13 protein-coding genes and 1 pseudogene are annotated in these 21,701 nt (G+C 42.4%); 4 read left to right on the forward strand and 10 right to left on the reverse strand.

Annotated elements, in window-relative coordinates:
* Positions 1 to 16 precede the first annotated feature (16 nt).
* From HMPREF0999_RS06080 to HMPREF0999_RS06110, 7 genes are all read right to left on the reverse strand, one after another.
* Positions 17 to 6,187 carry an RHS repeat-associated core domain-containing protein gene (locus tag HMPREF0999_RS06080; protein WP_009275457.1) on the reverse strand — a complete coding sequence of 2,057 codons (6,171 nt, stop codon included), beginning with the start codon at positions 6,185 to 6,187 and terminating at the stop codon, positions 17 to 19.
* Positions 6,188 to 6,215: 28 nt separating this feature from the next.
* Positions 6,216 to 6,602, reverse strand: a complete 387-nt coding sequence (locus HMPREF0999_RS06085) for a hypothetical protein (protein WP_008778959.1) — start codon at positions 6,600 to 6,602, stop codon at positions 6,216 to 6,218.
* A gap of 47 nt (positions 6,603 to 6,649) precedes the next feature.
* On the reverse strand, positions 6,650 to 7,687 hold the full coding sequence (locus tag HMPREF0999_RS06090) for a tail fiber domain-containing protein (RefSeq protein ID WP_010182629.1): 1,038 nt from the start codon (positions 7,685 to 7,687) through the stop codon (positions 6,650 to 6,652).
* A gap of 177 nt (positions 7,688 to 7,864) precedes the next feature.
* A complete protein-coding gene (locus HMPREF0999_RS06095) occupies positions 7,865 to 8,803 on the reverse strand; it encodes a glycosyltransferase (RefSeq protein ID WP_009275459.1) in 939 nt (312 codons plus the stop codon).
* 90 nt (positions 8,804 to 8,893) lie between these two features.
* Positions 8,894 to 9,772 (reverse strand): tail fiber domain-containing protein, encoded by an 879-nt coding sequence (locus HMPREF0999_RS06100; protein WP_005863685.1) that lies wholly within the window; start codon positions 9,770 to 9,772, stop codon positions 8,894 to 8,896.
* Positions 9,773 to 9,798: 26 nt separating this feature from the next.
* The gene (locus HMPREF0999_RS06105) at positions 9,799 to 10,161 is read right to left on the reverse strand and encodes a DUF3244 domain-containing protein (RefSeq protein WP_009275460.1); all 363 of its coding nucleotides are present in this window, start codon (positions 10,159 to 10,161) and stop codon (positions 9,799 to 9,801) included.
* 96 nt (positions 10,162 to 10,257) lie between these two features.
* A complete protein-coding gene (locus HMPREF0999_RS06110) occupies positions 10,258 to 11,997 on the reverse strand; it encodes a tetratricopeptide repeat protein (RefSeq protein WP_008778955.1) in 1,740 nt (579 codons plus the stop codon).
* A 561-nt stretch (positions 11,998 to 12,558) separates the two neighbouring features.
* Here HMPREF0999_RS06110 and HMPREF0999_RS06115 point away from each other — a divergent pair.
* Positions 12,559 to 13,935: an MATE family efflux transporter gene (locus HMPREF0999_RS06115; protein WP_009016547.1), complete on the forward strand. Its 1,377-nt coding sequence runs from the start codon at positions 12,559 to 12,561 to the stop codon at positions 13,933 to 13,935.
* Between the two features lie 44 nt (positions 13,936 to 13,979).
* Here HMPREF0999_RS06115 and HMPREF0999_RS06120 read toward each other — a convergent pair whose 3' ends face one another.
* Both HMPREF0999_RS06120 and HMPREF0999_RS06125 read right to left on the reverse strand, forming a co-directional pair.
* Positions 13,980 to 15,647 (reverse strand): RagB/SusD family nutrient uptake outer membrane protein, encoded by a 1,668-nt coding sequence (locus tag HMPREF0999_RS06120; RefSeq protein WP_009275461.1) that lies wholly within the window; start codon positions 15,645 to 15,647, stop codon positions 13,980 to 13,982.
* A gap of 16 nt (positions 15,648 to 15,663) precedes the next feature.
* Positions 15,664 to 17,169: pseudogene (locus HMPREF0999_RS06125) on the reverse strand (TonB-dependent receptor domain-containing protein); the annotation flags it as partial.
* On the opposite strand from HMPREF0999_RS06125, the gene HMPREF0999_RS21765 reads away from it, so the two are divergent.
* Both HMPREF0999_RS21765 and nadB read left to right on the forward strand, forming a co-directional pair.
* On the forward strand, positions 17,155 to 17,361 hold the full coding sequence (locus HMPREF0999_RS21765; RefSeq protein ID WP_009016546.1) for a hypothetical protein: 207 nt from the start codon (positions 17,155 to 17,157) through the stop codon (positions 17,359 to 17,361). The pseudogene HMPREF0999_RS06125 and the gene HMPREF0999_RS21765 sit on opposite strands and share 15 nt — an antisense overlap.
* Positions 17,362 to 17,514: 153 nt before the next feature.
* The gene (gene nadB / locus HMPREF0999_RS06130) at positions 17,515 to 19,086 is read left to right on the forward strand and encodes an L-aspartate oxidase (RefSeq protein WP_009275463.1); all 1,572 of its coding nucleotides are present in this window, start codon (positions 17,515 to 17,517) and stop codon (positions 19,084 to 19,086) included.
* Positions 19,087 to 19,147: 61 nt separating this feature from the next.
* On the opposite strand, the gene rbr is transcribed toward nadB, so the two are convergent.
* Positions 19,148 to 19,726, reverse strand: a complete 579-nt coding sequence (rbr, locus tag HMPREF0999_RS06135) for a rubrerythrin (RefSeq protein WP_005860325.1) — start codon at positions 19,724 to 19,726, stop codon at positions 19,148 to 19,150.
* Between the two features lie 289 nt (positions 19,727 to 20,015).
* Here rbr and HMPREF0999_RS06140 point away from each other — a divergent pair, with 289 nt between their 5' ends.
* On the forward strand, positions 20,016 to 21,695 hold the full coding sequence (locus HMPREF0999_RS06140) for a SulP family inorganic anion transporter (RefSeq protein ID WP_005860327.1): 1,680 nt from the start codon (positions 20,016 to 20,018) through the stop codon (positions 21,693 to 21,695).
* Positions 21,696 to 21,701: the final 6 nt, after the last annotated feature.

Here is a 21,701-nt window from a genome sequence, read left to right on the forward strand (position 1 = left end):
TTATAACGAACTTTTTTCAAAATTTGATTTGAATCATTGTTCCATAATGATCTGGAGTAAACCACATCTTACTTCCTCCTGTGATAACTCTCATAGGCCCTGCTCCTCTTGTCAAACCAGGCGTAGGATGAACATACTCTTTATAAACACCATTTGATAAATTTGGCAACTTTCCTTCATTATTATAATAGATCGCCCCATCATGACGAAACGTAAACAACTTTCCAGACCGTATTCTATCAATAGTCGGTTGTAAATCATGAGTTACCCCATCTGGAGTTGTCACAAAACGAGTCGTACCCGAAGATTGACTAGAAGAAGCGACCTGAGATGATGTCTCTACCGGATTTAATTTAGGGGTATTACTAATATCCGGTTGCGTCACATTTAGCCCACTTCCTGGAGCCTCCATCAACCTCATCTCCGGTGCCGGTCTTGTTGCCGTGTTCTTGAACGAGAAGATTGTCCGTCCGAATTTAACGTCCTTACCTGTCCAGAAGTTATTACCTTTCAAGGCGGCAACCATACCGTTTCCGATTCCACCTGTCAAGGCACCACCCAAAATACCCAAGCCATAATCCTTCAAGCTCATAAACGGGTCCCCGAAATACAACGAGTTACCCGCACTTTGGACAGGCATCATCACCGCCGTACTCGCCGAACCTGCGGCGGCTCCAGCCAAAAAGCCTCCGATTCCCCCGGCGGCACCTCCAGCAGCGGCAAAGGCCAACCCACCAGTCGCAGCCCCCAAACCTCCGGCGGCGGCTCCAATACCAAATGCGGCAAATCCATCCTTGAAACTATGAAGTTGACCCGATACAGCCTTATAGATCAAATTTGCTGTTCCTCCGATAACCGCACCTATTATAATATGGATAAACTCTCCATCCTCGTCCACATACCTCAACGGGTTGTTCATGGCATAGCTGTAACGATTGAAGTTCTGGGACAAGTCCGGCATCTGGACAAACGGATCAGGAGCGAGGAAACGACCCAGAGCCGGGTCATACAGGCGGGCGTTCATATTTACCAGACCAAACTCCTTAAGATGTTCATGGCCACTGTAGCCACGACCAAGGAACAACTCTACCTCCTGCCCCGAAGGGATGTAAACGTGACTGGATGAGTTACGTTGGCGACCCCATGCGTCAAAATTATAACTCGCGTATTTCGTCCCTGCCTCGGTGATGATATCCGTGATACTTCCCAGATAATCACGACCTATATAATAAAGTTTCCAGCTATTCGTATGATCCTTCACCAATACCGCCGAAGCGTCGTAGTAATTCTCTCCCGCCAAATACAGCTTCTCCTTATTACCCGAGGGAGTCTCATCGATCTCATAGCAATCCCCCAAATAATAGCGGGTCAACAAACGGCTACCCCCTTTAGCCACCTGCATCTTCACACGCTGCTGATTGCCGTTATAGGTAAACGAGGCCACGTTACCATCTTGCGTAATAGCGTTCGGACGCTTGAAAGAGGTATAGCTAATAACCTGTGTGGCGGAAGACATAATACCATTTGCCACGCTAGAGGAAGATATGGCGTAAGGCTTGCCACTTGTATTATATGCGAATGTACCACTGACATCCCCTTTGGTTAAGATATTTCCTTTCGCATCATAAGTTGCCATAAGCCCTTTGTAGGAAGTCAGACGATTAAGATTATCATAAGAGAATTTCTCTTCTTGGGATACATTAATGTCTTTCCGGTAAGTCAAGTTCCGTTTAACAGGATCAAAAACATACTCCATATTCTGGAGGAATGTGGTCACCCCTGTTTTCTGTATCTTCCTGGAAGTAGGGAATCCATAACTGTCATATCCATAGGTACGAGATAAGGCACCGGAGCGTACCTCGGTAGGTAACCCCATGTCATTCTCTTTCGTGAGCTTAAATATGGATGTTTGGTTATTCAGCTTGGTCTCAACTAAATGACCATTCGCATAATTATAATTCTCGGTTGTCAAAACTCCGGATTGAGACGTATACTTAATAGAGCTTACATTTCCTCCGTTATAGGTATAATCCTTTCGTAAATATTTATTGTCTACCGCCGTCTCTGTCTGGCTCGACAGACGACCCAACGCATCATATACATAATCAATGGAAGTTCCGACAGAAGAAGAGACCTTCGTCAACTCATCGTAGCCATTATAAGTATATGTAGTCGTAAACTCTGGTAAAGTCGCCGTTTTAAGGCGATTATACGTATCATACGTGTAATTGATAACCTTATTATTTGCGTTCGTCTCTTTCAATAGGTTGCCGGATGCGTCATAAGCATAAGTTGTCGTACCAGAGCTAGGATCGCCCAAGCTAGTCCGACGGCCGAAACCATCATAACCAAATGAAGTAGTCACGTTACCCGGTGCGACGATAGAAGAAGGTTGTCCATCCGGACGCAGATTATAGGTAATCGTTCCTGCTGGGTCTACCACAGATATAAGATTGCCCAACGCATCATACGTCCGCTTGACAGAGATTCCATCCTCCACCGTTGTTATACTATTGCCGCTATAACCATGAGTCGTTTTTCTTCCGGAAGGTTCCGATATAGCGGTTAAGCGATCATACGTATCATAACTATAGATATTCCAAGCCGTAGCCGAACTACCGGCAAACGGACGAGAGACTTTTTGCACCCTTCCATAACTATCATAAATTTTATCCGTTTTTAGAAAACTGCCATTAAAACGAGTCTCGGCCGTTCTTACCTCTCTATTCAACGCATCATATACACTTTTAGTAGTAGGTTTACCCGTCACAGAACGGGTTATGGCATACAAAGCGTTTGTCCCTTCCTCCGACCATCCGTAAGATACAGTAGCGGTAGTATTATCAGGGAACGTGACACTTGTCTCCCGACCAAATGGATCATACGTATGCGCCGTAGACTTTCCCCGGTGGTCCTTCTCAGAAGACATACGCCCCTCCGTATTATAAGAAAACTCATTTGCAAGTCCTAATGGGTTTGTCACCTTTTTCAATCGACCGTTCGTATCATAAGCATATTCGGTCTTCAGCCCTTTATCCGAACCATACAAGAATAGCGTCTCTTTTGTGATATTACCCGGAGTATCATAAACATACTCGTAAGTTTTCGCTTTATTTCCATTCTTATAGAACACCTTGCTATTCGCATAGCCGTTCGTATGCGAAGGAATATTCATTCGCTCGGTATAAGTACTGCTATTACGAGTAGTAGTCACGCTCTGATCGGTCAAGAAACCAATAAGATATCCACTCTCTGCCGTATTGTTATAAAATGTGTTCGCCTTTTTTACCGTAATACCCCCAGTGTAAGTGATAGTCTCTTGCGTCGCATTTCCATAAGTATCATATACAAAAGCGGTAGTAGCCGTAATACCCTTAAGCAAGTCCTGCTCTGTCTTATTGCTTAAACGTATCTTGACCGTTTTATTGGCTTGAACATTAACGGCAAAATTATAGGTCAATTTCGCCTCAGGTGAAACCTCACTCTTCAATACGCCATATTTATAAGGATCAAAATATTGCTCCGTAAGCTGCCCTTTCAAATTCGTACGGAATATACTCTCAAATCCCCTAAACCCCAATCCTTGGCGGTGAATAACACCACCTCGGTACGTGAAAGTGAAATTATCAACCCGGTTACCTTTCATATAAGTACTGGAAAAGGCTATGACAGGAATAGACTCTTGAATGTCCACATACGGGAAAACAGCGTTCACACCCTTAGCATAAGTACCGGAAGATATGGCCTCCTCATTCATCAACAGGTATGTGTTCTTTTCGACCACTCCCAAACTATTCGCCATACCCGTGGCCAAAACGCCTTTATTGTCATTCCTCTTGAATGAATATTTTGTAACCACTCCATTCTTCAAGCTGACCAATTGACTAAAATAATTATGACTGTTTATATTAGTCGGGATCAAGATTGATTTCGATGTATAATCTTGGGCACATTCAACCGAACCCACGTTATTTTTCTTAGCGAGGTAAGTGAAGAAACCGGAGCTATGATACCGGATCAAGTCTGTCATACCATCCCCGTTTACATCTTGTAGCAAAAAGCCATCCGTAGAAATCCCCGAGTTTTGAGTACCGGCAAACGTGGATTTATAAAATTGTCCATCTCCCATCGAGTTATAAGCGGCCCACGTATAGACTGGATCCTTTTTTTTCGGAGATACCAGCAAATCCATAAGCCCATCTCCGTTGATCTCCCCCAGCAACAACGAGCGATCTTTTAGATCCACCTTTTTTAATCCGGTATAAGTAGAGACTTTTCGGCCCGTCCAAGTACTACCGGAAACATCAAAAGTATATATATTTACCCCGGAGTCATTAATAAGAGCGATGTCACTTTTCCCGTCTCCATCATAATCTAATACCAGAAGTCTATCTGTTTTCTGAAATGCGTCCTCAGGATCAGGCTGCTCCGTGCCTACAAAATTAACGTTATAGGGAAACAAGTAACTCTGATATAAGACCTTACCACTTTCCAAATCAAATATATAGCATTTAGAGGTCTTACTGGTCTCTCCAAAAGGATGATGGCAAGAGACCGCTAGTACTTCCTGTTTTCCATCCCCATTGAAATCCCCTGTATAATAAAACTTAGGATGTATGCTCTTTGCCCCATCCGCATCGGTCAATACGGTCGGGAAATTAAAAGTCCGTGTATATTTAGATACCAATCCCACAGTCAAACTGGCCCTATATACACGGAAAGTCACTTGATCATTATCACCGGAAACGCCATTGTTTACTTTTATGATATGCTCTTCTTGCTTTCCCTCCAAATCCGCACAAAAGATATCGATAAAATTAGCTCCGGTCGTAAGATTGGGCATGGGGGAAGCGTACTCGCTATTCAATCCGGCATAAAGATAGATTTTCTCTTCTCCGGTGAATTTATTGTCATATCTATTCTGGGAATGCTGAAAAGCCGTCGAATGTCTGTAATGCTCCCAATAGGGATTCTCATTAGGCAAAGAGATCAAACCATCTGCCCCCGACGCATAATCATACCTTCCTTTCACTACCTTGATACGAGCAGGATCCGTTGATTCATACCAATTATATAGCTGTGTGACAGAACCATTATCATAAGACCCATCTGTTATGCCTTCTCCATAGTAAAGCTTTATAGGGTTCAGAGATTGCCCGGAGGCGGAATAATCTATCTGGCTTAAAACTGAGCTATTGTTCTGGTTTTTATAGCTCAAGCTATACGTACAAAGCGCAGTAGAGCCTAATTTACTGATGATTTTAGCCAGCAAGTAGCTTTCCCCTGTCTTAAGCCCCCCTATAAAAGAGACCAAGGGGTCCGGTCGTGAGGCTTGATACTGAAATTCCACAGAGGCACCATTATAAGCAACTTTTGTCAATCTGTAATGGTTTTCTTGCTCGACATAAGTATATAGGATCTGATTATTTCGCAAGTCAGACAAAGAAACTATCGGATAAAAGATCTTATTGCTTGTATTTGAGGCATATCCAAATATGCCCTTGGTTCCATTAGGATAAAATACCTCAAAATATTTCACGACATCGCCGGACAAAAAAGCTTTTACTTTTATATTGCCTTGCTCGGACTCATAATTAATAGTTGTCGCATTCTCTGAGATCTTTATAAGACGCATCCCGTCTAACACGAACGCATCCGCTTTCGTACGTAAAGCTCCTTGGGGCTTACCATCATAATAAATATTCCTACTCGTACGCATGATCGATTGCACACCGCCAATACCCCATCCAATACCAACGATGCCATTTCCTTGCTGGCTATTATAAGCCAATGATAATTGGGGTTCAAATCCATTTATACCCGGATAAACCTGTATGGGAACCGTATAGGTTTTAGCTCCAGTCGGGGAAACACCTGTTTGTATCGGTATCTCTCCTACAGCTTTCGATTTATCTATTGTAACTGTAGTCGGAACGTAAGTATTATCAGATATGGCTTTAGGAACAAAAGCCTGAGGTTGCTGTGAAAACCTTTCCGGATTTTCTGCAGTTTTCGCTATAACCGGAGGATATAAAGCCTTCAATAAAGAATCCTCATAAGCCTTGTAATCACTTTCCTTCCAATCGAAAAATTGATTATTCTCAGCAACTCCTTGGGCACATAAATAAGAAGATGGGGACATAAACATGATAAATATCCCTATCGTATATAAATATATTAATTTCATCTATAAGTATACTTAAATTATATTTTGATCAATCCTCCTCTTGGTCTACGGGAACGGCCTCCAAAGATGAAGCCATCGCACTAAATTGCCGTGTTGTTCTATTTCCTGACGCATCATAAGTATAAGTAAATATCATTTGTTGGGATTGCCTAATATTCAAAATTCCGCCAGACTTTACCTCAAAAGGCCCATTAATCGTAATTTGCGCCGGAGCGGAAAGAGATAAATTACCATTACTTGCCACGGTTACATTTTGGACAGCCAACGTATTACAGCCCAAAACTGATACACTTGATGAAACTGTCTGATTTGTATAAGTACTCACACAGCTTCTCGTGTCAACCTCTTGTGATGATAACGGGGAAAATAAGCAAGTCAATACGATACATGTAAAAAAGACGATTCTCTCTTTCATATCAAAGAATTTATGATTCTGTTATTTCTATTTTTAATTCCTTGAGATTACAGACTTACATACTTCTTCAAAGTATCCGCTTTCTTCCCATCCACAAACAACGTATAAATAAACGTTCCATAACCAAGTTCCGAACGGCTTACTTCTACCACATTACTACTTCCATTATCCAACTTAATAACTTTCACGGGTTTACCTGTGACATCAAATATCTGTAGACTAGCAGACACAAACGTCGCCGGTAAGGTATAAGAGACAGAAGCACCTTCCCTATTATATAATTTTGCGCTATCCACAGCACTTATATTACTTGTGGAAGTCGTGCTCGAACGTAATTGAGATTGTACCTCCGGCGATAGTAGAGCTTGCAAATTATCAATCACCTCATTCTGTTGTTGGATCGTTTGTTGCATCTCCTTGATACTTTCTACGATAAGCGGAATAAAACCTATATAATCTATAGACATCATCCCGTTTTCATCCGTTTGTACAAGTTCGGGTAATACCTTTTGTATGTCTTGAGCCAAAAAACCAATTCGTTTACGACTAGCCTCCGCTGCCTCTCTTCGATCTATCTCTGCTTGGATTTGTTTGTCTCTATTTATCTTTGCGATAGTAGCGGCATCCATAATCTCCTCTGAATCGGAGGAACTTCCCGATATCCCATTATCCAATGTGGCAGAGAACTTAGACTCATCCTGCTCCCTATTCTCCTCAAGTGTAGAGAGGTTGTATGAATAAGAGACCCCATTCACTTGCTCTAAAAGAGCTAATGGATTTTGCAGCGACTCTACATTTTCCTTCAAGCGAGCGTCTGAAGTTATATTCACTCCATTCACACGAAGATTCGTATTGAACACGAAATTAGTATTACTAGCCGGATTGTAATACGCCACGACATTGTTAGCATAACCATTTGTAGTCATATAAATACCCAATTTCCCATGCAACCAAAGTTGATCCGTATCCGTGGTTCCATATTCTCCAGCAAACACATTCCAACCTTGATTTGCATATTGTCCAAAATCACCAAATGTTAATTTCGAACCTGCGCGTGCATCCCCTATCCGACCATATATCTGCATAGAGGTTACATTTCCTAAGTCCTCATTATTGTCTTTTAAAAGGCCTGCTTGTACTCGTCCATTTGAAAGAACCCGGAGTTGAGCATTTGCGTTTGATACTAAACTAATTAAAATTAAGAAAGAAAAAAGTCTTGTTGTTTTCATATAAGTTGTTCTAAAATATAAATAGATAAACATTCAAATAATACTTCTAAGGAACCCAGTACCATATCCAAACAATTGCGTAAAAGAGGCTATTACGGATAGCGATCCTACACGTAAATCACATTTATTGCGGAACATTGCGTCTACAAACAATAAAAGGGCATAAATAATAAGAGGCACCAGAAACAAGCGGCAAAAGAATGAGCCGATAACCAATAGACAGACTGAAAACGTGAATAATGCCGGTAAGCAATGTACCAGCTTCAATGAGCCGGGATGTTTCCGGTTCAACGCGATCCGGGCCTCCCCCGAATGACGTACCTGACGGAAGAACTGCGTGAGATCCGTCCGCCTTTTATGATAAACCCATGCTGAAGGAAATAGCCGGGTCCGATAACCAGCCTCCATGATCCGTATGCTAAAATCAATGTCCTCACCATATCGCATGCCGGAAAAACCGCCCAGACGCTCATATACATCCCGCCTTATTCCCATATTAAAACTACGGGGATAAAATTTATCCAACTTTTTCTTCCCGCCGCGGATACCACCGGTCGTCAGGAATGAGGTCATGGCGTAATTGATCGCCTTCTGGATCGGGGAAAACGAGGCATGCGCCTTATCCGGGCCACCGAACGCATCCACCGGATAATGATTCAACGATTCGTGTATATGCTCAAGCCACGTGGAGGGTAGTACCACGTCAGAATCCAGTATGAGCAGATACTCGCCACGCGCTTGCCTAGCGCCATGATTACGCGCCATACCCGGGCCGGAGTTCGAGATCACATAATAATGAAGATCCAACCGCCCTTGGTATCGCCCAACAATCTCTTTCGCCGGTATCTCCGAACCATCCTCCACCACGATAACCTCAAAATGGACATAGGTTTGCTTGCAAAGGCTTGATAACAGATCATCAAGCTCATCCGGCCTGTTATAAACAGGAATTATAATGGAGTATAATCGCATATCTTTTGTATAAAAAAGATTGAGGATACCCTCAACAGACAGTATCACTCAATCTTATCAAAAAAACTATAGCTTCAATAGAAATAAATATTATTGTACCAATAGCATACGTTTCGTTGAGATCAACTGTCCGTCTACTACCAAAGAATACATATACATACCTGCGACACCTAGATCAGAAAAGCTTACCATTATACTACCTTCTCCCCGGGTAGCGATATCGAATTTCTTAACTTGAGTTCCTTGCAAATTGCAAATAGAGATAAAAGCAGAACGTGCGGATGTAGGGATCGTAAAGGATATATTCGTGGTAGAATTAAACGGATTCGGCGTATTTTGATTCATTACCGCATTCGAGAGCAAAGACTTACTCGTCAAATTCTTGTTATTCTGCAAATCAGACAAATTAGCTTTTTCATCCAATTGCAATTCCAGTTGTTGGATAGTAGCGTCCAATTCTTTTACAGCCTGTACTAAAACGGGTATAACAGCCGTGTAATCCACCAAGCTATCACCTGTGGAACTTAACGTCACAATCTCTGGCATAACCTCAGCTACCTCCTGTGCCAAGAAACCAAAAGCTTTAGAAGGTACGGCTTCTGCTGATCTCAATTGCGATGTCTCACTTTTCCAATTGTAAGATACCGGTTTTAACCCCAATATGGTTCCTAATCCACTATTTAAGGGAGTGATATTGGTTTTCAACCGAGCATCCGAAGATTGATAAACCCCCTTTACTTCTATATAATTATACTGGGAGCTTTCTGAATCATAGAAAACGACCTTTCCTCCTGTTCCTGAGATACGAGGATTAGCGACCGCAACTTTTAATTTCAAGAATGTACCCGGATAATCACTCCCGTTATAATACAATTTTTGTCCCCACGTTTGTATGTTCGTGTACTGGGCTTGGACACTAAACGATACGAATAGGCATAGTATGCCTAATAAAGATACAGATCTTTTCATGATTTAAAGATTTAAGTTGATAATATCTATTTTAACACATCAAAATATCCAATCAAATAATTATTTCCTTTTGATATAAATATCTTATAATCACCATTCAGCAAAAAATCTATAGAAATAGGATATTCTATCTCAGAAGAAACAGTTATGATGTCATTATAAAGTACATTTCCTTTTATATTTATAATTTTCACATTAAGTCCATCCAATAATTTATTAGAATGGATGTAAATATTATTTTCATCTATTGATAATGTAGGAGAAGATATTATAGAACGATCTTCCTCTTCTTCCCAAGATTGTTCAGTATCCTTCACTCTATTCGGATACACAACTGAAGAAACAAACATCAGAAATACTAATCCCAATATAAAACTTCTCTTTTTCATTATCTATTTTTATAAACAAAAATAGTCTCTATGAGAAATCTATAAGCAAAATAGGATTTACTTCTTATTTACTTTTTGTTTACAGCGATTAAGTTATTATAAATCAGCGATAAATTTATCCATCATTTCTGCGGTACCTTCTGTTCCATGAATCTTTTTATAGAGACGAATCCGGGATGCTGTTATTGCAGGAGTTGAGCGTCCAACTAACCTTGCAATGTCCTTCACAGGCATGGATATTTTTATCAAATAACAAATATGGAGTTCTAACTCTGAGATTTGCGGGTATAAAGCATATAATTGAGCGGTGAAATTTGAATAGGTTGTATCAATCTCTTTTCTCAACTCCTTCCAATCCTTATTCTGAATTTCCGTATCAGTATTATTACTTGTTTCATGAAATAACCGATAGACTTCGGATTTTCGAAAAGCTATTTCAAGCAAACTTTTTTCATTTTGAGAAGTAAGAATCTTTCGGTTTGATAGTTCTAATAATTCCTTTTGAGATTGCACAAGTTGCTTTTTAAAATTATCTCTTTGACACTCCGATTGCTGCAAAAGTTCCTCTAGATATGAAATTTTCTTATTATTATATTCAATACAATCCAAACTTTCCGCATATTGATTCTCTTTCAATAGACGTATTTTTTTCTCCTTTTCAATCGCTGCTTTTTTCTTCTTTTCTAACACATATATATAACATAGACTAAAGAAAATAATTAAAACAACAAATAATGCAAATTGATAATTGCGAATTTTTCTTTTTTCATTATCTATTTTCAATTGAACATTCTCCTTTTCTGTATGCTGATACTTATATAATGAGTTAACTTTTGCTACAGCTTCCGTTTTTGTTTGATTCTTAATTGAATCAGACAGTTCTATACATTTATACGCATAATTCAAGGCTAATTTACGGTCTCCTTCTTGGTTTTTTATTTTAGATAAGATTCTATACGTATTTTTTTTCATATAGATATTCCCATACTCATTTGCTTTCTCAAAATAATATAGAGCTGAATCTATTTGCTTATAGCTTTCATATATACAACCTAATCCAAAATATATATTTGCTTGATTCTTCATACTTGAAACCTTACTGAACAAATCTTTAGCCAAATCATATTTTCCCATATCTATATAGATGCTACTCAATTCCCTTAGTACATTATCTATTCTCGATTGATCATTTAATAACAATGCCTTCTCATAAGCAGATTGATAGTAGTATATAGCACTGTCTGTATCTTGCTTGGCGTTATAGATCCGAGCAATATTCCTCAATGCGATCACCTCTCCTTTTCCTTTATCATACATCTTGTATTCATACGATTTCCTATAAGCTTCGAGAGCCTCATCATACAAACCTTGATATGCCAGTCGATATCCCATCTGCTCATAAACCCGTCCTAATATATCATATCGCTTACTATCTTTCCCTATGTCCGCAGCATCTTGAAAAGCTCTCACCGCTCTTGGGGCATCTCCCATATCCCGGTATGTACTTCCTAGATAATAATATGCCTCCATTAATTGATCTGGAGTCCCATAGTCCTCATAATACTGAACTATTGATTTAATCAAAGAGTCTGATTCATGAGGAATATACAGCTTATCTTTAGCTTTAATCTTAAGCAAAGCATGGTACATACGTATATTTTCCGGCTCATTCATGATTGAGCTATCCAAAGAGGAAAGACAGAGTAATGCGCTATCCGGATGCTCCCACATAACAGATTCCGCACGAGATAATTCCGCTGGTAATGGTTTTTCTTGGCGCATACAAGAAAAAAGGGTAGCGAAAAGTAGCAAAGTCAGTCCTAGTGTTCTCTTCATTTAGATTACAGTTTACAACTTAAACGCAAGTTATAAAATTTATTTTATAAATACCACTAAAATATTTGTTTTTCAATAGTGATTTTGAGATACGATCAGCCAGCAGGGAGATGCGGCACACTACGTATCCACTAGTTGTATTATGTATTTAAAATATTAGCATATAAGCATTTGCAGTTTTTTATGGTAAAAAACAAAAGTTTATCAAGCAGAAAACTTTTGTTTCCATATATAGAAACTAAAGTTTCTTCAGCACGAAACTTTTGTTTTCCCTAATAGAAACTACTTTTACATATATAGGCACTACGACACACGAACCTAAACGATAATTTGGTTTCTTGCGTTTTCTATCAAAACATGGTAGATAAAGAATGATAATTGTAGATATTTTCTATCTACAACCACTATATAAGATGTTTATTTATAAGGCATATAAGAAGGAATTGTAGATGTGGTAGATATTAAGTGTTTTTTATTAACTGGTAATTTATGGAACTCGATTATATAATCCAACAAGTTCTTGTAACTTTGCAGCCATTTTAATTGAAATCCCGATTGAATATGAAGAACAAATACGAGGCTAGGCTAGGTACGGAACGTATGCTACCGCTGGTTTTCAAAATGGCGCTTCCGGCGGTAGCGGCCCAATTTGTCAACCTACTTTACAATATCGTAGATCGTATCTATATCGGGCATATTCCCGAGATCGGGACAAACGCTTTGGCCGGTATAGGGGTGACCACCTCCATCGTGATCTTGATCTCTTCTTTCTCCGCTATCGTGGGAGCGGGCGGTTCGCCGTTAGCGGCTATCGCTCTCGGGCAGGGCGACCGGGAACGGGCCGGAAAAATAGTGGGAAATGGATTTATATTGCTTATCCTATTTACTATATTCACTTCCCTCATCACCTATACCTTCATGGAACCGATCCTGCTTTTTACAGGAGCATCAAAATATACGTTAGGATATGCGGTGGATTATCTCTCTATTTATTTACTGGGCACTCTGTTTGTCGAGATATCCACGGGCTTGAATGCCTTTATCAACGCGCAAGGGCGTCCGTCTATCGCTATGTGCTCGGTTTTGATCGGGGCTTTATTGAATATCGTATTAGACCCTATCTTCATTTTCTGGTTGGATATGGGGGTAAAAGGCGCCGCGCTCGCCACGATCCTATCGCAAGCTTGCAGTGCCATATGGGTATTGAGCTTCCTTTTCTCAAGACGTGCCTCCTTGCCTTTGGAAAGGCGGTATATGAGACTGGACCGAAGAATCGTACTCTCGATGTTCGCTTTGGGAATTTCTCCGTTCATCATGGCCAGTACGGAGAGTCTGGTGGGTTTCGTCTTGAATAGTAGTTTGAAAAATTTTGGCGATATCTATGTGAGCGCATTGGCTATCTTACAGAGTGCCATGCAATTCGCTAGCGTACCGCTGACCGGTTTCGCCCAAGGATTCGTACCGATCATAAGCTATAATTACGGACATGGAGACAAACAGCGGGTAAAAGATTGTTTTCGTATCGTGCTAATCGTTATGTTCTCTTTCAACTTGATACTCATGCTATTCATGATCTTATTCCCCTCAACCGTAGCCTCCGCTTTTACAAGCGACGAGGAGTTGATCGATACCGTCCGTTGGGTCATGCCCATCTTCTTGGCGGGTATGACGATTTTTGGCTTACAACGAGCTTGCCAGAATATGTTCGTAGCGTTGGGACAAGCTAAGATATCTATCTTTATCGCCTTGCTTCGTAAAGTAATCCTCTTGATTCCTTTGGCATTACTATTACCTCATTTTATGGGGGTAACCGGCGTATACGCGGCAGAAGCCGTATCGGATGCCACGGCCGCTATTTGCTGTACGTTGTTATTTATATGGAAATTCCCGAAGATACTAGGGAAAATCAAGAAAAAAGAAGAAAGGGCTGCCCAATAACGGACAGCCCCCTGATAAAGCCTTAAAGATTAAAATGAATCGTATTAATATCCCGGATTCTGTGTCAAGTTAGGATTCAGGCTAAGGATATCGGCATAGATGGAGAATACCGTTGTATATCCCGTCTTATCCTCTTGATAATCCAGCGAGCTGGCGGAATGTTTCACGCCTACATAGCGGTCTACCGTAGCCTCGGTAAACTTGCCGAAACGGATCAAATCCTGCCGGCGTACGCCTTCCCAAGCTAATTCAAGCATACGCTCGTCTAATAGCGTATCCAGCGTTACGTTTTGTAGCGGTTTGGCGCCTACACGGTTACGAACTTGGTTCACCTCATCGTCTCCATTCTGTCCCAGACGAATCTTGGCTTCCGCCTTCATCAGCAACGCGTCGGCGAAACGGAAGATCACGCAGTCATTTCCATGCAAGTTTCCACCATCCTGAGCATTCTGGTCGAACTCATATTTAGCCATACGAGCTCCGGCGGTCTTCACCAACAAACCATCGGAGGCATCCATATATACCTTCGGGGCGTTCGGCTCATATTTCAAAGGAACTTTCTGTCCGTCCCATTCCGTATAGATCGTCTTTCCGTCCGGACCGGTTACCTCGCCCGTAAAATAAGTAAGCTTACAACGAGGATCCTCATCCGCCGTACCGAACTTAAACACGTTCATCGCCTTCACCGTAGCGCAAGAGCCATTCCATCCGGATTGGCCGTAAGCGGTTGCATGATCATAATGGCGGGTACGTACCAAATTGTAGTCCTTTGCGTCCGGATAAGCGACCGGGTCCATAGGAACCGTGAAAATATTCTCAACCGAGGTCTCGTTCGCTACGGCGAAATTCTCCGAGAAGTTTCCCTGCAATTTATAGCCCAAAGCCTCCAGCTTATCCACATAGGCGATCGTAGCTTCCCAAGCGTTCATCTCTTTACCGCCAACGGTAAACTTGATGTTCTTTCCATCCGGACGATTGCCGTCCGTCCAATTGTCGTCCGCATAAACCTCCGCGTTCAACGCCAACTTAGCCAAGATCATATAAGCCACCGGCTTGGTAATACGCCCGTAATACTCGCCCTTTTGGTTACTGCGGTTATCTGAAAGATAAGGCAACGCCTCCTCCAACTCCGAACGGACAAAGTTAAATACAACGCTACGCTCAGATTGCTTTACCTCAGACATCGGTGTCGTAGAGGAAGTTACCAACGGAACACGAGCGAACAAATCCAACAACTCATAATAGAAAAACGCACGGACCGCACGGACCTCTTCCAGATAAACCTTGAAATATTCCACGTCCGGTTGTTCCTCGGCAAAGGCTTGCAACTTATCAACACTCTGGTTGCATTTTCCAATCTGCTCATACAAGAAATCCCAAGAGTTCTTGGTCAAATCATTCATCGTGCCCCAACGGTGTAAGAAAATATTCTGCCATAAACCGCCATCTTCCCAGTCGCCAATACGGCAAGGAAGCATAGCCTCATCGCTGGAGAAAGTATTCAAGTCATATACATGACGGTCGTTACCCATGATCTTGAACATATTATTGTACAGGCTCGCAACCGTGTTTACATAGACCAACGTAGGGCTTTGGAACGCGGTCTCCTCATCAAACGCATCCGTAGGACGCTCTTCCAAAAAATTAGAACAGGAAGAAAATGCCGCGGCGGCAGCGGCTATCATAAAGCTATATATAAATTTCTTTTTCATGACTCTTTAAATGGATTTAGAAGTTAACACTCAAACCTAATGAATACGTACGGGATAACGGATAGAAACGTTTGTTATCCATACCTAGGTCATTATTATCTTTATCGACCGTCGTACTGTTAATCATCGGAGACAAACCGGAGTAACCCGTGATCGTAGCTACGTTGTTCACCGAGAATGTCACACGGATATTCTTCACGTATTTCTCGATCTTCTTGCAATCGATGTTGTAACCCAACGTAATATAATCGATATTCAAATAATTACCCTTCTCCAACCAATAATCGGAGATCGACTGGTCGTAGATCTTGCTTTCCGGAGCCTCAGCCAACGCGTTGTATGTAGGGAACTGACTCAGGTTCATATAAGCTAGCGATGTACCATTGAAGATCTTATGACCGAAAGCGCCGTTCATCTGCGTCATCAAGTCGAAGCGTTTGTAGCGGAAGCTGAAGTTCATTCCCAGATAATATTTCGGCATGGCTTGTCCGGCGATATAACGGTCGCCACCATCATTGGTATCCAAACCCTCTTTTCCATCGATCGTCTGATCCAAGTTATAGACATAACGGCCTTCGATAGCGTTTCCATTCTCATCCAAAGCCGGAGTCAAGCCCAAGCAACGAGGAATGTAGAACACTCCGACAGGCTGGCCTACCATCTGATAAACCACACGGTTGTTTCCTACGAAACCGGCACCACTCATACTGGACAGATCCATATATTGTTTCGCCTGCAACTCTTGTCCCATATAAGAACCGCTCAAGGAGTTCAATTTATTCTTCTGGTAAGAGAAATTCACGCCCATGTTGAAATCGAAGTCCTTTGTCTTCACGATACCACCGCTTACAGCCAATTCCACGCCGGAGTTGGTCATCTCTCCCAAGTTCGCCAATAATTCCGGATATACGAACGGAGGAACCGGAACCGCGTATTTATACAACAGATCCGTAGTCTTGGAAGTATACCAATCGGCGGTCAACGTAAAGCGGCCATCGAGGATACCAGCGTCCACACCCACATCGAATGTCTTTTTCACCTCCCAACGCAAGTCCGGGTTCGAGTTACGTGTAAAGCCATAGGTAGCGGTAGAATTTCCATTGACGGAAGTCACACCGTTCGGGCTCATCAAAGCCAACGAGTTATAAGCCTCGATAGCATCTTGGTTACCAGTCAGACCATAACCCGCACGTAGTTTCAACTGGCTCAGCCAATCCACGTCTTTCAAGAAAGCCTCCTCATTCAACACCCAAGCGGCGGAAGCGGAAGGGAAGAAGCCCCATTTATTATTCATACCCAATTTAGAGGAACCGTCCGCACGTAAGTTCACGGTGGCGATAAAACGGTTGTCATACATATAATTGAAACGACCCATGAATGAGGCCAGACGATTCTCGTTTTGGAAAGAAGTCACGTCTCCGTATTTCACTGTACCACCCGCTTTCAGGTTGTTATAACCGAAGTAATCCGTCTCAAAGCCACGGGCACCGGCGCTAAATCCCGTATAATGATATTTTTGTCCCCTCTCCCAGACAATAAATGGATTCAATCGTTACGCTGCTATTTCTCGGTAAATAATGTATTTACACTTACCGGATATACCGGAGGCGATCCCGCTAATATCAACGTGAATGGCGTAGAACCCGGTATCGAGACCACTTCCATCTATCCTGTAGCCCGTACCTTCACGCTGGGATTATCCGTCCAATTCTAAAGACCTCCACTGCAAGCCGGGTTGCAGTAACACAACCCGCAAGGCTCTATCCGGAAAACCTGTAGTCTATATTTATTTTGTACGAAAAGCAAGCGCAAAAGGAACAACCTAATCAGTTAATCCCTAACTTTGTGAGCCTAAACAGTAGAAAACATGGTACAAAGATTCGATTACTTAGTGATAGGCTCAGGAATCGCCGGTATGAGTTTCGCTCTGAAAGTAGCCAATGAAGGCAAGAGCGTAGCACTTATCTGTAAAGCCGGACAAGAAGAAGCCAACACATATTTCGCGCAAGGAGGTATCGCTTCCGTAACCAACTTGAAAGTAGATAATTTCGAGAAGCACATAGAAGACACGATGATCGCCGGCGACTGGATCAGTGACCGGGCAGCCGTGGAGAAAGTCGTGCGCGAGGCCCCTGCCCAGATCGAGGCGCTTATCCGATGGGGAGTTAATTTCGATAAGAAAGAAAGCGGAGAATTCGATCTGCATAAAGAAGGAGGACACTCCGAGTTTCGTATCCTGCACCATGCCGACAATACAGGAGCCGAGATACAGACGAGCTTGATAGAAACGGTAAACAACCATCCCAACATCGCCGTATTCACGAACCATTATGCGGTAGAGATTATCACCCAGCACCATATGGACATTATCGTCACCCGCCATACCCCCGGTATCAAATGTTTCGGTGCCTATGTATTGAACGAGGATACGGGCGAGGTACATACTTTCTTGTCAAAGATAACCGTTATGGCGACAGGCGGTTGCGAGGCCGTTTACCGGAATACGACAAACCCGCTGGTAGCTACCGGAGACGGTATCGCCATGGTTTACCGTGCGAAAGGCTCCGTAAAAGATATGGAGTTCATCCAGTTCCACCCGACCGCCTTGTATCATCCGGGCGACCGTCCCTCTTTCCTCATCACCGAGGCGATGCGCGGATATGGAGCTGTATTGAGAAACCTTGGCGGAGAGGAGTTCATGCATAAATATGATCCCCGTCTTTCCTTGGCTCCCCGTGATATCGTAGCCCGTGCGATCGATAGCGAGATGAAACAACGGGGTGAAGACCATGTCTATTTGGACGTGACGCACAAAGATCCGGAAGAGACGAAGAAACATTTCCCCAATATCTATAAAAAATGCCTCAGCTTAGGGATCGATATCACGAAAGATTACATCCCGGTAGCCCCTGCCGCCCATTATTTATGCGGAGGTATCAAGGTAGACTTAAACGGGCAATCCAGCATCCGCCGGCTATACGCAATCGGAGAATGTTCTTGTACCGGCTTGCACGGTGGTAACCGATTGGCCTCAAACTCATTGATCGAGGCAGTTGTATATGCCGATGCCGCGGCGAAACACTCATTAAGCGTCATGGATCGCTATGAGTTCAACCAGGATGTACCGGAATGGAACGATGAGGGAACGATCACCAATGAAGAGCGTGTATTGATCACCCAAAGCATGAAAGAGGTAAACCAGATCATGGAAGCGTATGTAGGTATCGTTCGTAGTAACACACGTTTGATCCGTGCGTGGAACCGTTTGGATATTTTATATGAGGAGACAGAGAGCCTTTTCAAACGTTGTAAGGCATCCCGTGAATTATGTGAGTTGCGTAATATGATCAATGTAGGTTATTTGATCACTCGTCAAGCGATGGAACGGAAAGAGAGCCGGGGATTACATTATACGATTGATTACCCACCGATTAAATAATTGAAAATTGAGAATTGAGAATTACTAGCTATGTTAATTCTCAATTCTCAACTTTTAATTATCAATAGTTCTGTTTCATCGGTTCAAAGTAAGCTTGCGGATGAGCGCATGCCGGACAATTAACCGGAGCCTTCTTACCCTCGAATACGAAACCACAGTTACGGCATTGCCAGAAGATAGCCTCATCTTTCTCGAATACTTTACCTTCCTCTACGTTAGCCAACAATTTACGATAACGTTTCTCGTGTTCAGCCTCTACCTTTGCGATCATCTTGAAAGCTACGGCAATAGCGGGAAAACCTTCTTCCTCCGCAATCTTAGCGAACTCAGGATACAATTCAGCCCACTCCTCATTCTCACCAGCTGCTGCGGCTGCCAAGTTCTCAGCGGTTGTTCCGATTACGCCTGCAGGATAAGAAGCGGTAATCTCAACCATTCCACCTTCCAAGAATTTAAAGAAACGTTTAGCGTGTTCCTTCTCTTGCTCGGCTGTTTCCATGAAAACACCTGCGATTTGCTCGTAACCTTCTTTCTTGGCTACGCTAGCGAAAAATGTGTAACGACTTCTTGCCTGAGATTCTCCGGCGAATGATTTCAATAAATTCTGCTCGGTACGTGTACCTTTAATACTTTTTTCCATAATGCTAATTTTATGTAGTAAATTAATGAGTCTGTTTTGTATATCGTTTTTCTCATGACCGATCAAAAGTAAGAATTTGTTTCCAGATATCGATTACGCAAACATTAAATAATATCTATCTCTCAATAGATATCACTTATTTATCAAGGAAAAACTTCTCCTCCTTTATACAATGAAACAACAAATCCTCCTAAATTGTTTACACAAAACCGGAATGCGTCTTTAGATTTTTTGCATCTTCTTTATTTTATTAACTTTGCATCCTCAAATCAAACAGGCAAGAAGAAAAATGAAGAACAAATTTGATTTTCAGCCCAAACTCTTTACGGCGCTGAGAAATTATTCCAAAGAGAGATTCATGACGGATCTCATGGCGGGTATAATTGTCGGCATAGTTGCCCTACCACTCGCCATCGCTTTTGGTATCGCCTCCGGGGTAAGTCCGGAGAAAGGATTGATCACGGCTATTATCGGTGGATTCATTGTCTCCCTTTTAGGAGGCTGCAACGTACAGATCGGCGGACCTACCGGAGCGTTTATCGTGATCGTTTATGGCATTATACAGAACTTCGGTATCGAAGGGCTTGCCATCGCTACCGTCATAGCGGGTATTATTCTGGTATTGATGGGCGTGCTGAAGCTCGGTACCGTGATTAAGTTTATCCCCTACCCGATTGTCGTAGGTTTCACGAGTGGTATCGCTATCACTATCTTCACGACACAAATGAAAGACTTATTTGGATTGACTATGGATAAAGTCCCCGCCGATTTCATCTCTAAATGGATCGCATATTTCGGGGCGTTCGATACGGTTAACCCTTGGGCATTCGTTATCGGTATCATTAGTATCCTGATCATTACGTTAAGCCCGAGGCTAACGAAGAAAATTCCGGGTTCCTTGATCGCTATCGTCATCATGACGATCGTTGTTTACATTATGCGTAATCATTTGGGTATTACAGGTATCGAGACGATTGGAGATCGGTTTACTATTAACGCTTCCTTGCCAGCCCCGGCTCCGATCACGTTTAATATGGAGACAATCAACTTATTGCTTCCCTCCGCCTTTACGATCGCTATCCTTGGGGCTATCGAGTCTTTATTATCCGCTACGGTAGCGGATGGTGTGACAGGCGACAAGCATAATTCAAATACGGAACTAATCGCCCAAGGTGCGGCGAATATCATCGTTCCTATTTTTGGCGGTATTCCCGTGACCGGCGCCATCGCCCGTACAATGACTAATATAAATAATGGTGGACGAACTCCGGTTGCCGGTATTATTCACGCCATCGTATTATTATTGATTTTGCTTTTCCTCGGACCGCTTACCAAACACATTCCAATGGCTTGTCTGGCTGGCGTATTGATCATCGTATCCTATAATATGAGTGAGTGGCGTACGTTCCGTTCCTTGATGAAAAACCCGAAAAGCGACGTATCCGTCTTGTTGGTGACTTTCTTCCTGACGGTTATCTTTGATCTTACGATCGCTATCGAGATCGGCCTTCTGATCGCCATGTTATTTTTTATGCGCCGTGTGGCTGAGACCACGCATGTATCCGTCACCACGGATGAGATCGATCTTTCCGACGAGGGCGAGATTCATCATGACGAGGAAGTCCTCTCCCTGCCTAAAGGTGTAGAGGTATACGAGATCGATGGTCCGTTCTTTTTCGGCGTAGCGAATAAGTTCGACGGCATCATGAAAAGTATGGGAGATAAACCGAAAGTCCGCATCATCCGTATGCGTAAGGTTTCGTTCATAGATTCTACCGGTCTGCATAACTTGGAAAGTCTTTTCCGTCTTTCCGAGGCAGAGCATATCCATATGATACTTTCCGGGGTCAATGAACATGTACACCGTGTATTGACAAAATCCGGATTCGATAAGAAGATTGGCGCAGAAAATATTTGCAGTAATATCAATGAGGCGGTAGAGAAAGCGAAAGCTGCCGTACAAGACTAAGATACT

It is taken from the genome of Parabacteroides sp. D25 (assembly GCF_000307475.1).
Classification (GTDB): domain Bacteria; phylum Bacteroidota; class Bacteroidia; order Bacteroidales; family Tannerellaceae; genus Parabacteroides; species Parabacteroides distasonis.

Coding starts and splice junctions, on each gene's coding strand:
- HMPREF0999_RS06080 (WP_009275457.1), bottom strand. CDS start 6,187: ATGAAATTAATATATTTATATACGATAGGGATATTTATCATGTTTATG.
- HMPREF0999_RS06085 (WP_008778959.1), bottom strand. CDS start 6,602: ATGAAAGAGAGAATCGTCTTTTTTACATGTATCGTATTGACTTGCTTA.
- HMPREF0999_RS06090 (WP_010182629.1), bottom strand. CDS start 7,687: ATGCAGATATATGGTCGGATAGGGGATGCACGCGCAGGTTCGAAATTA.
- HMPREF0999_RS06095 (WP_009275459.1), bottom strand. CDS start 8,803: ATGCGATTATACTCCATTATAATTCCTGTTTATAACAGGCCGGATGAG.
- HMPREF0999_RS06100 (WP_005863685.1), bottom strand. CDS start 9,772: ATGAAAAGATCTGTATCTTTATTAGGCATACTATGCCTATTCGTATCG.
- HMPREF0999_RS06105 (WP_009275460.1), bottom strand. CDS start 10,161: ATGAAAAAGAGAAGTTTTATATTGGGATTAGTATTTCTGATGTTTGTT.
- HMPREF0999_RS06110 (WP_008778955.1), bottom strand. CDS start 11,997: ATGAAGAGAACACTAGGACTGACTTTGCTACTTTTCGCTACCCTTTTT.
- HMPREF0999_RS06115 (WP_009016547.1), top strand. CDS start 12,559: ATGAAGAACAAATACGAGGCTAGGCTAGGTACGGAACGTATGCTACCG.
- HMPREF0999_RS06120 (WP_009275461.1), bottom strand. CDS start 15,647: ATGAAAAAGAAATTTATATATAGCTTTATGATAGCCGCTGCCGCCGCG.
- HMPREF0999_RS21765 (WP_009016546.1), top strand. CDS start 17,155: ATGATATTTTTGTCCCCTCTCCCAGACAATAAATGGATTCAATCGTTA.
- nadB (WP_009275463.1), top strand. CDS start 17,515: ATGGTACAAAGATTCGATTACTTAGTGATAGGCTCAGGAATCGCCGGT.
- rbr (WP_005860325.1), bottom strand. CDS start 19,726: ATGGAAAAAAGTATTAAAGGTACACGTACCGAGCAGAATTTATTGAAA.
- HMPREF0999_RS06140 (WP_005860327.1), top strand. CDS start 20,016: ATGAAGAACAAATTTGATTTTCAGCCCAAACTCTTTACGGCGCTGAGA.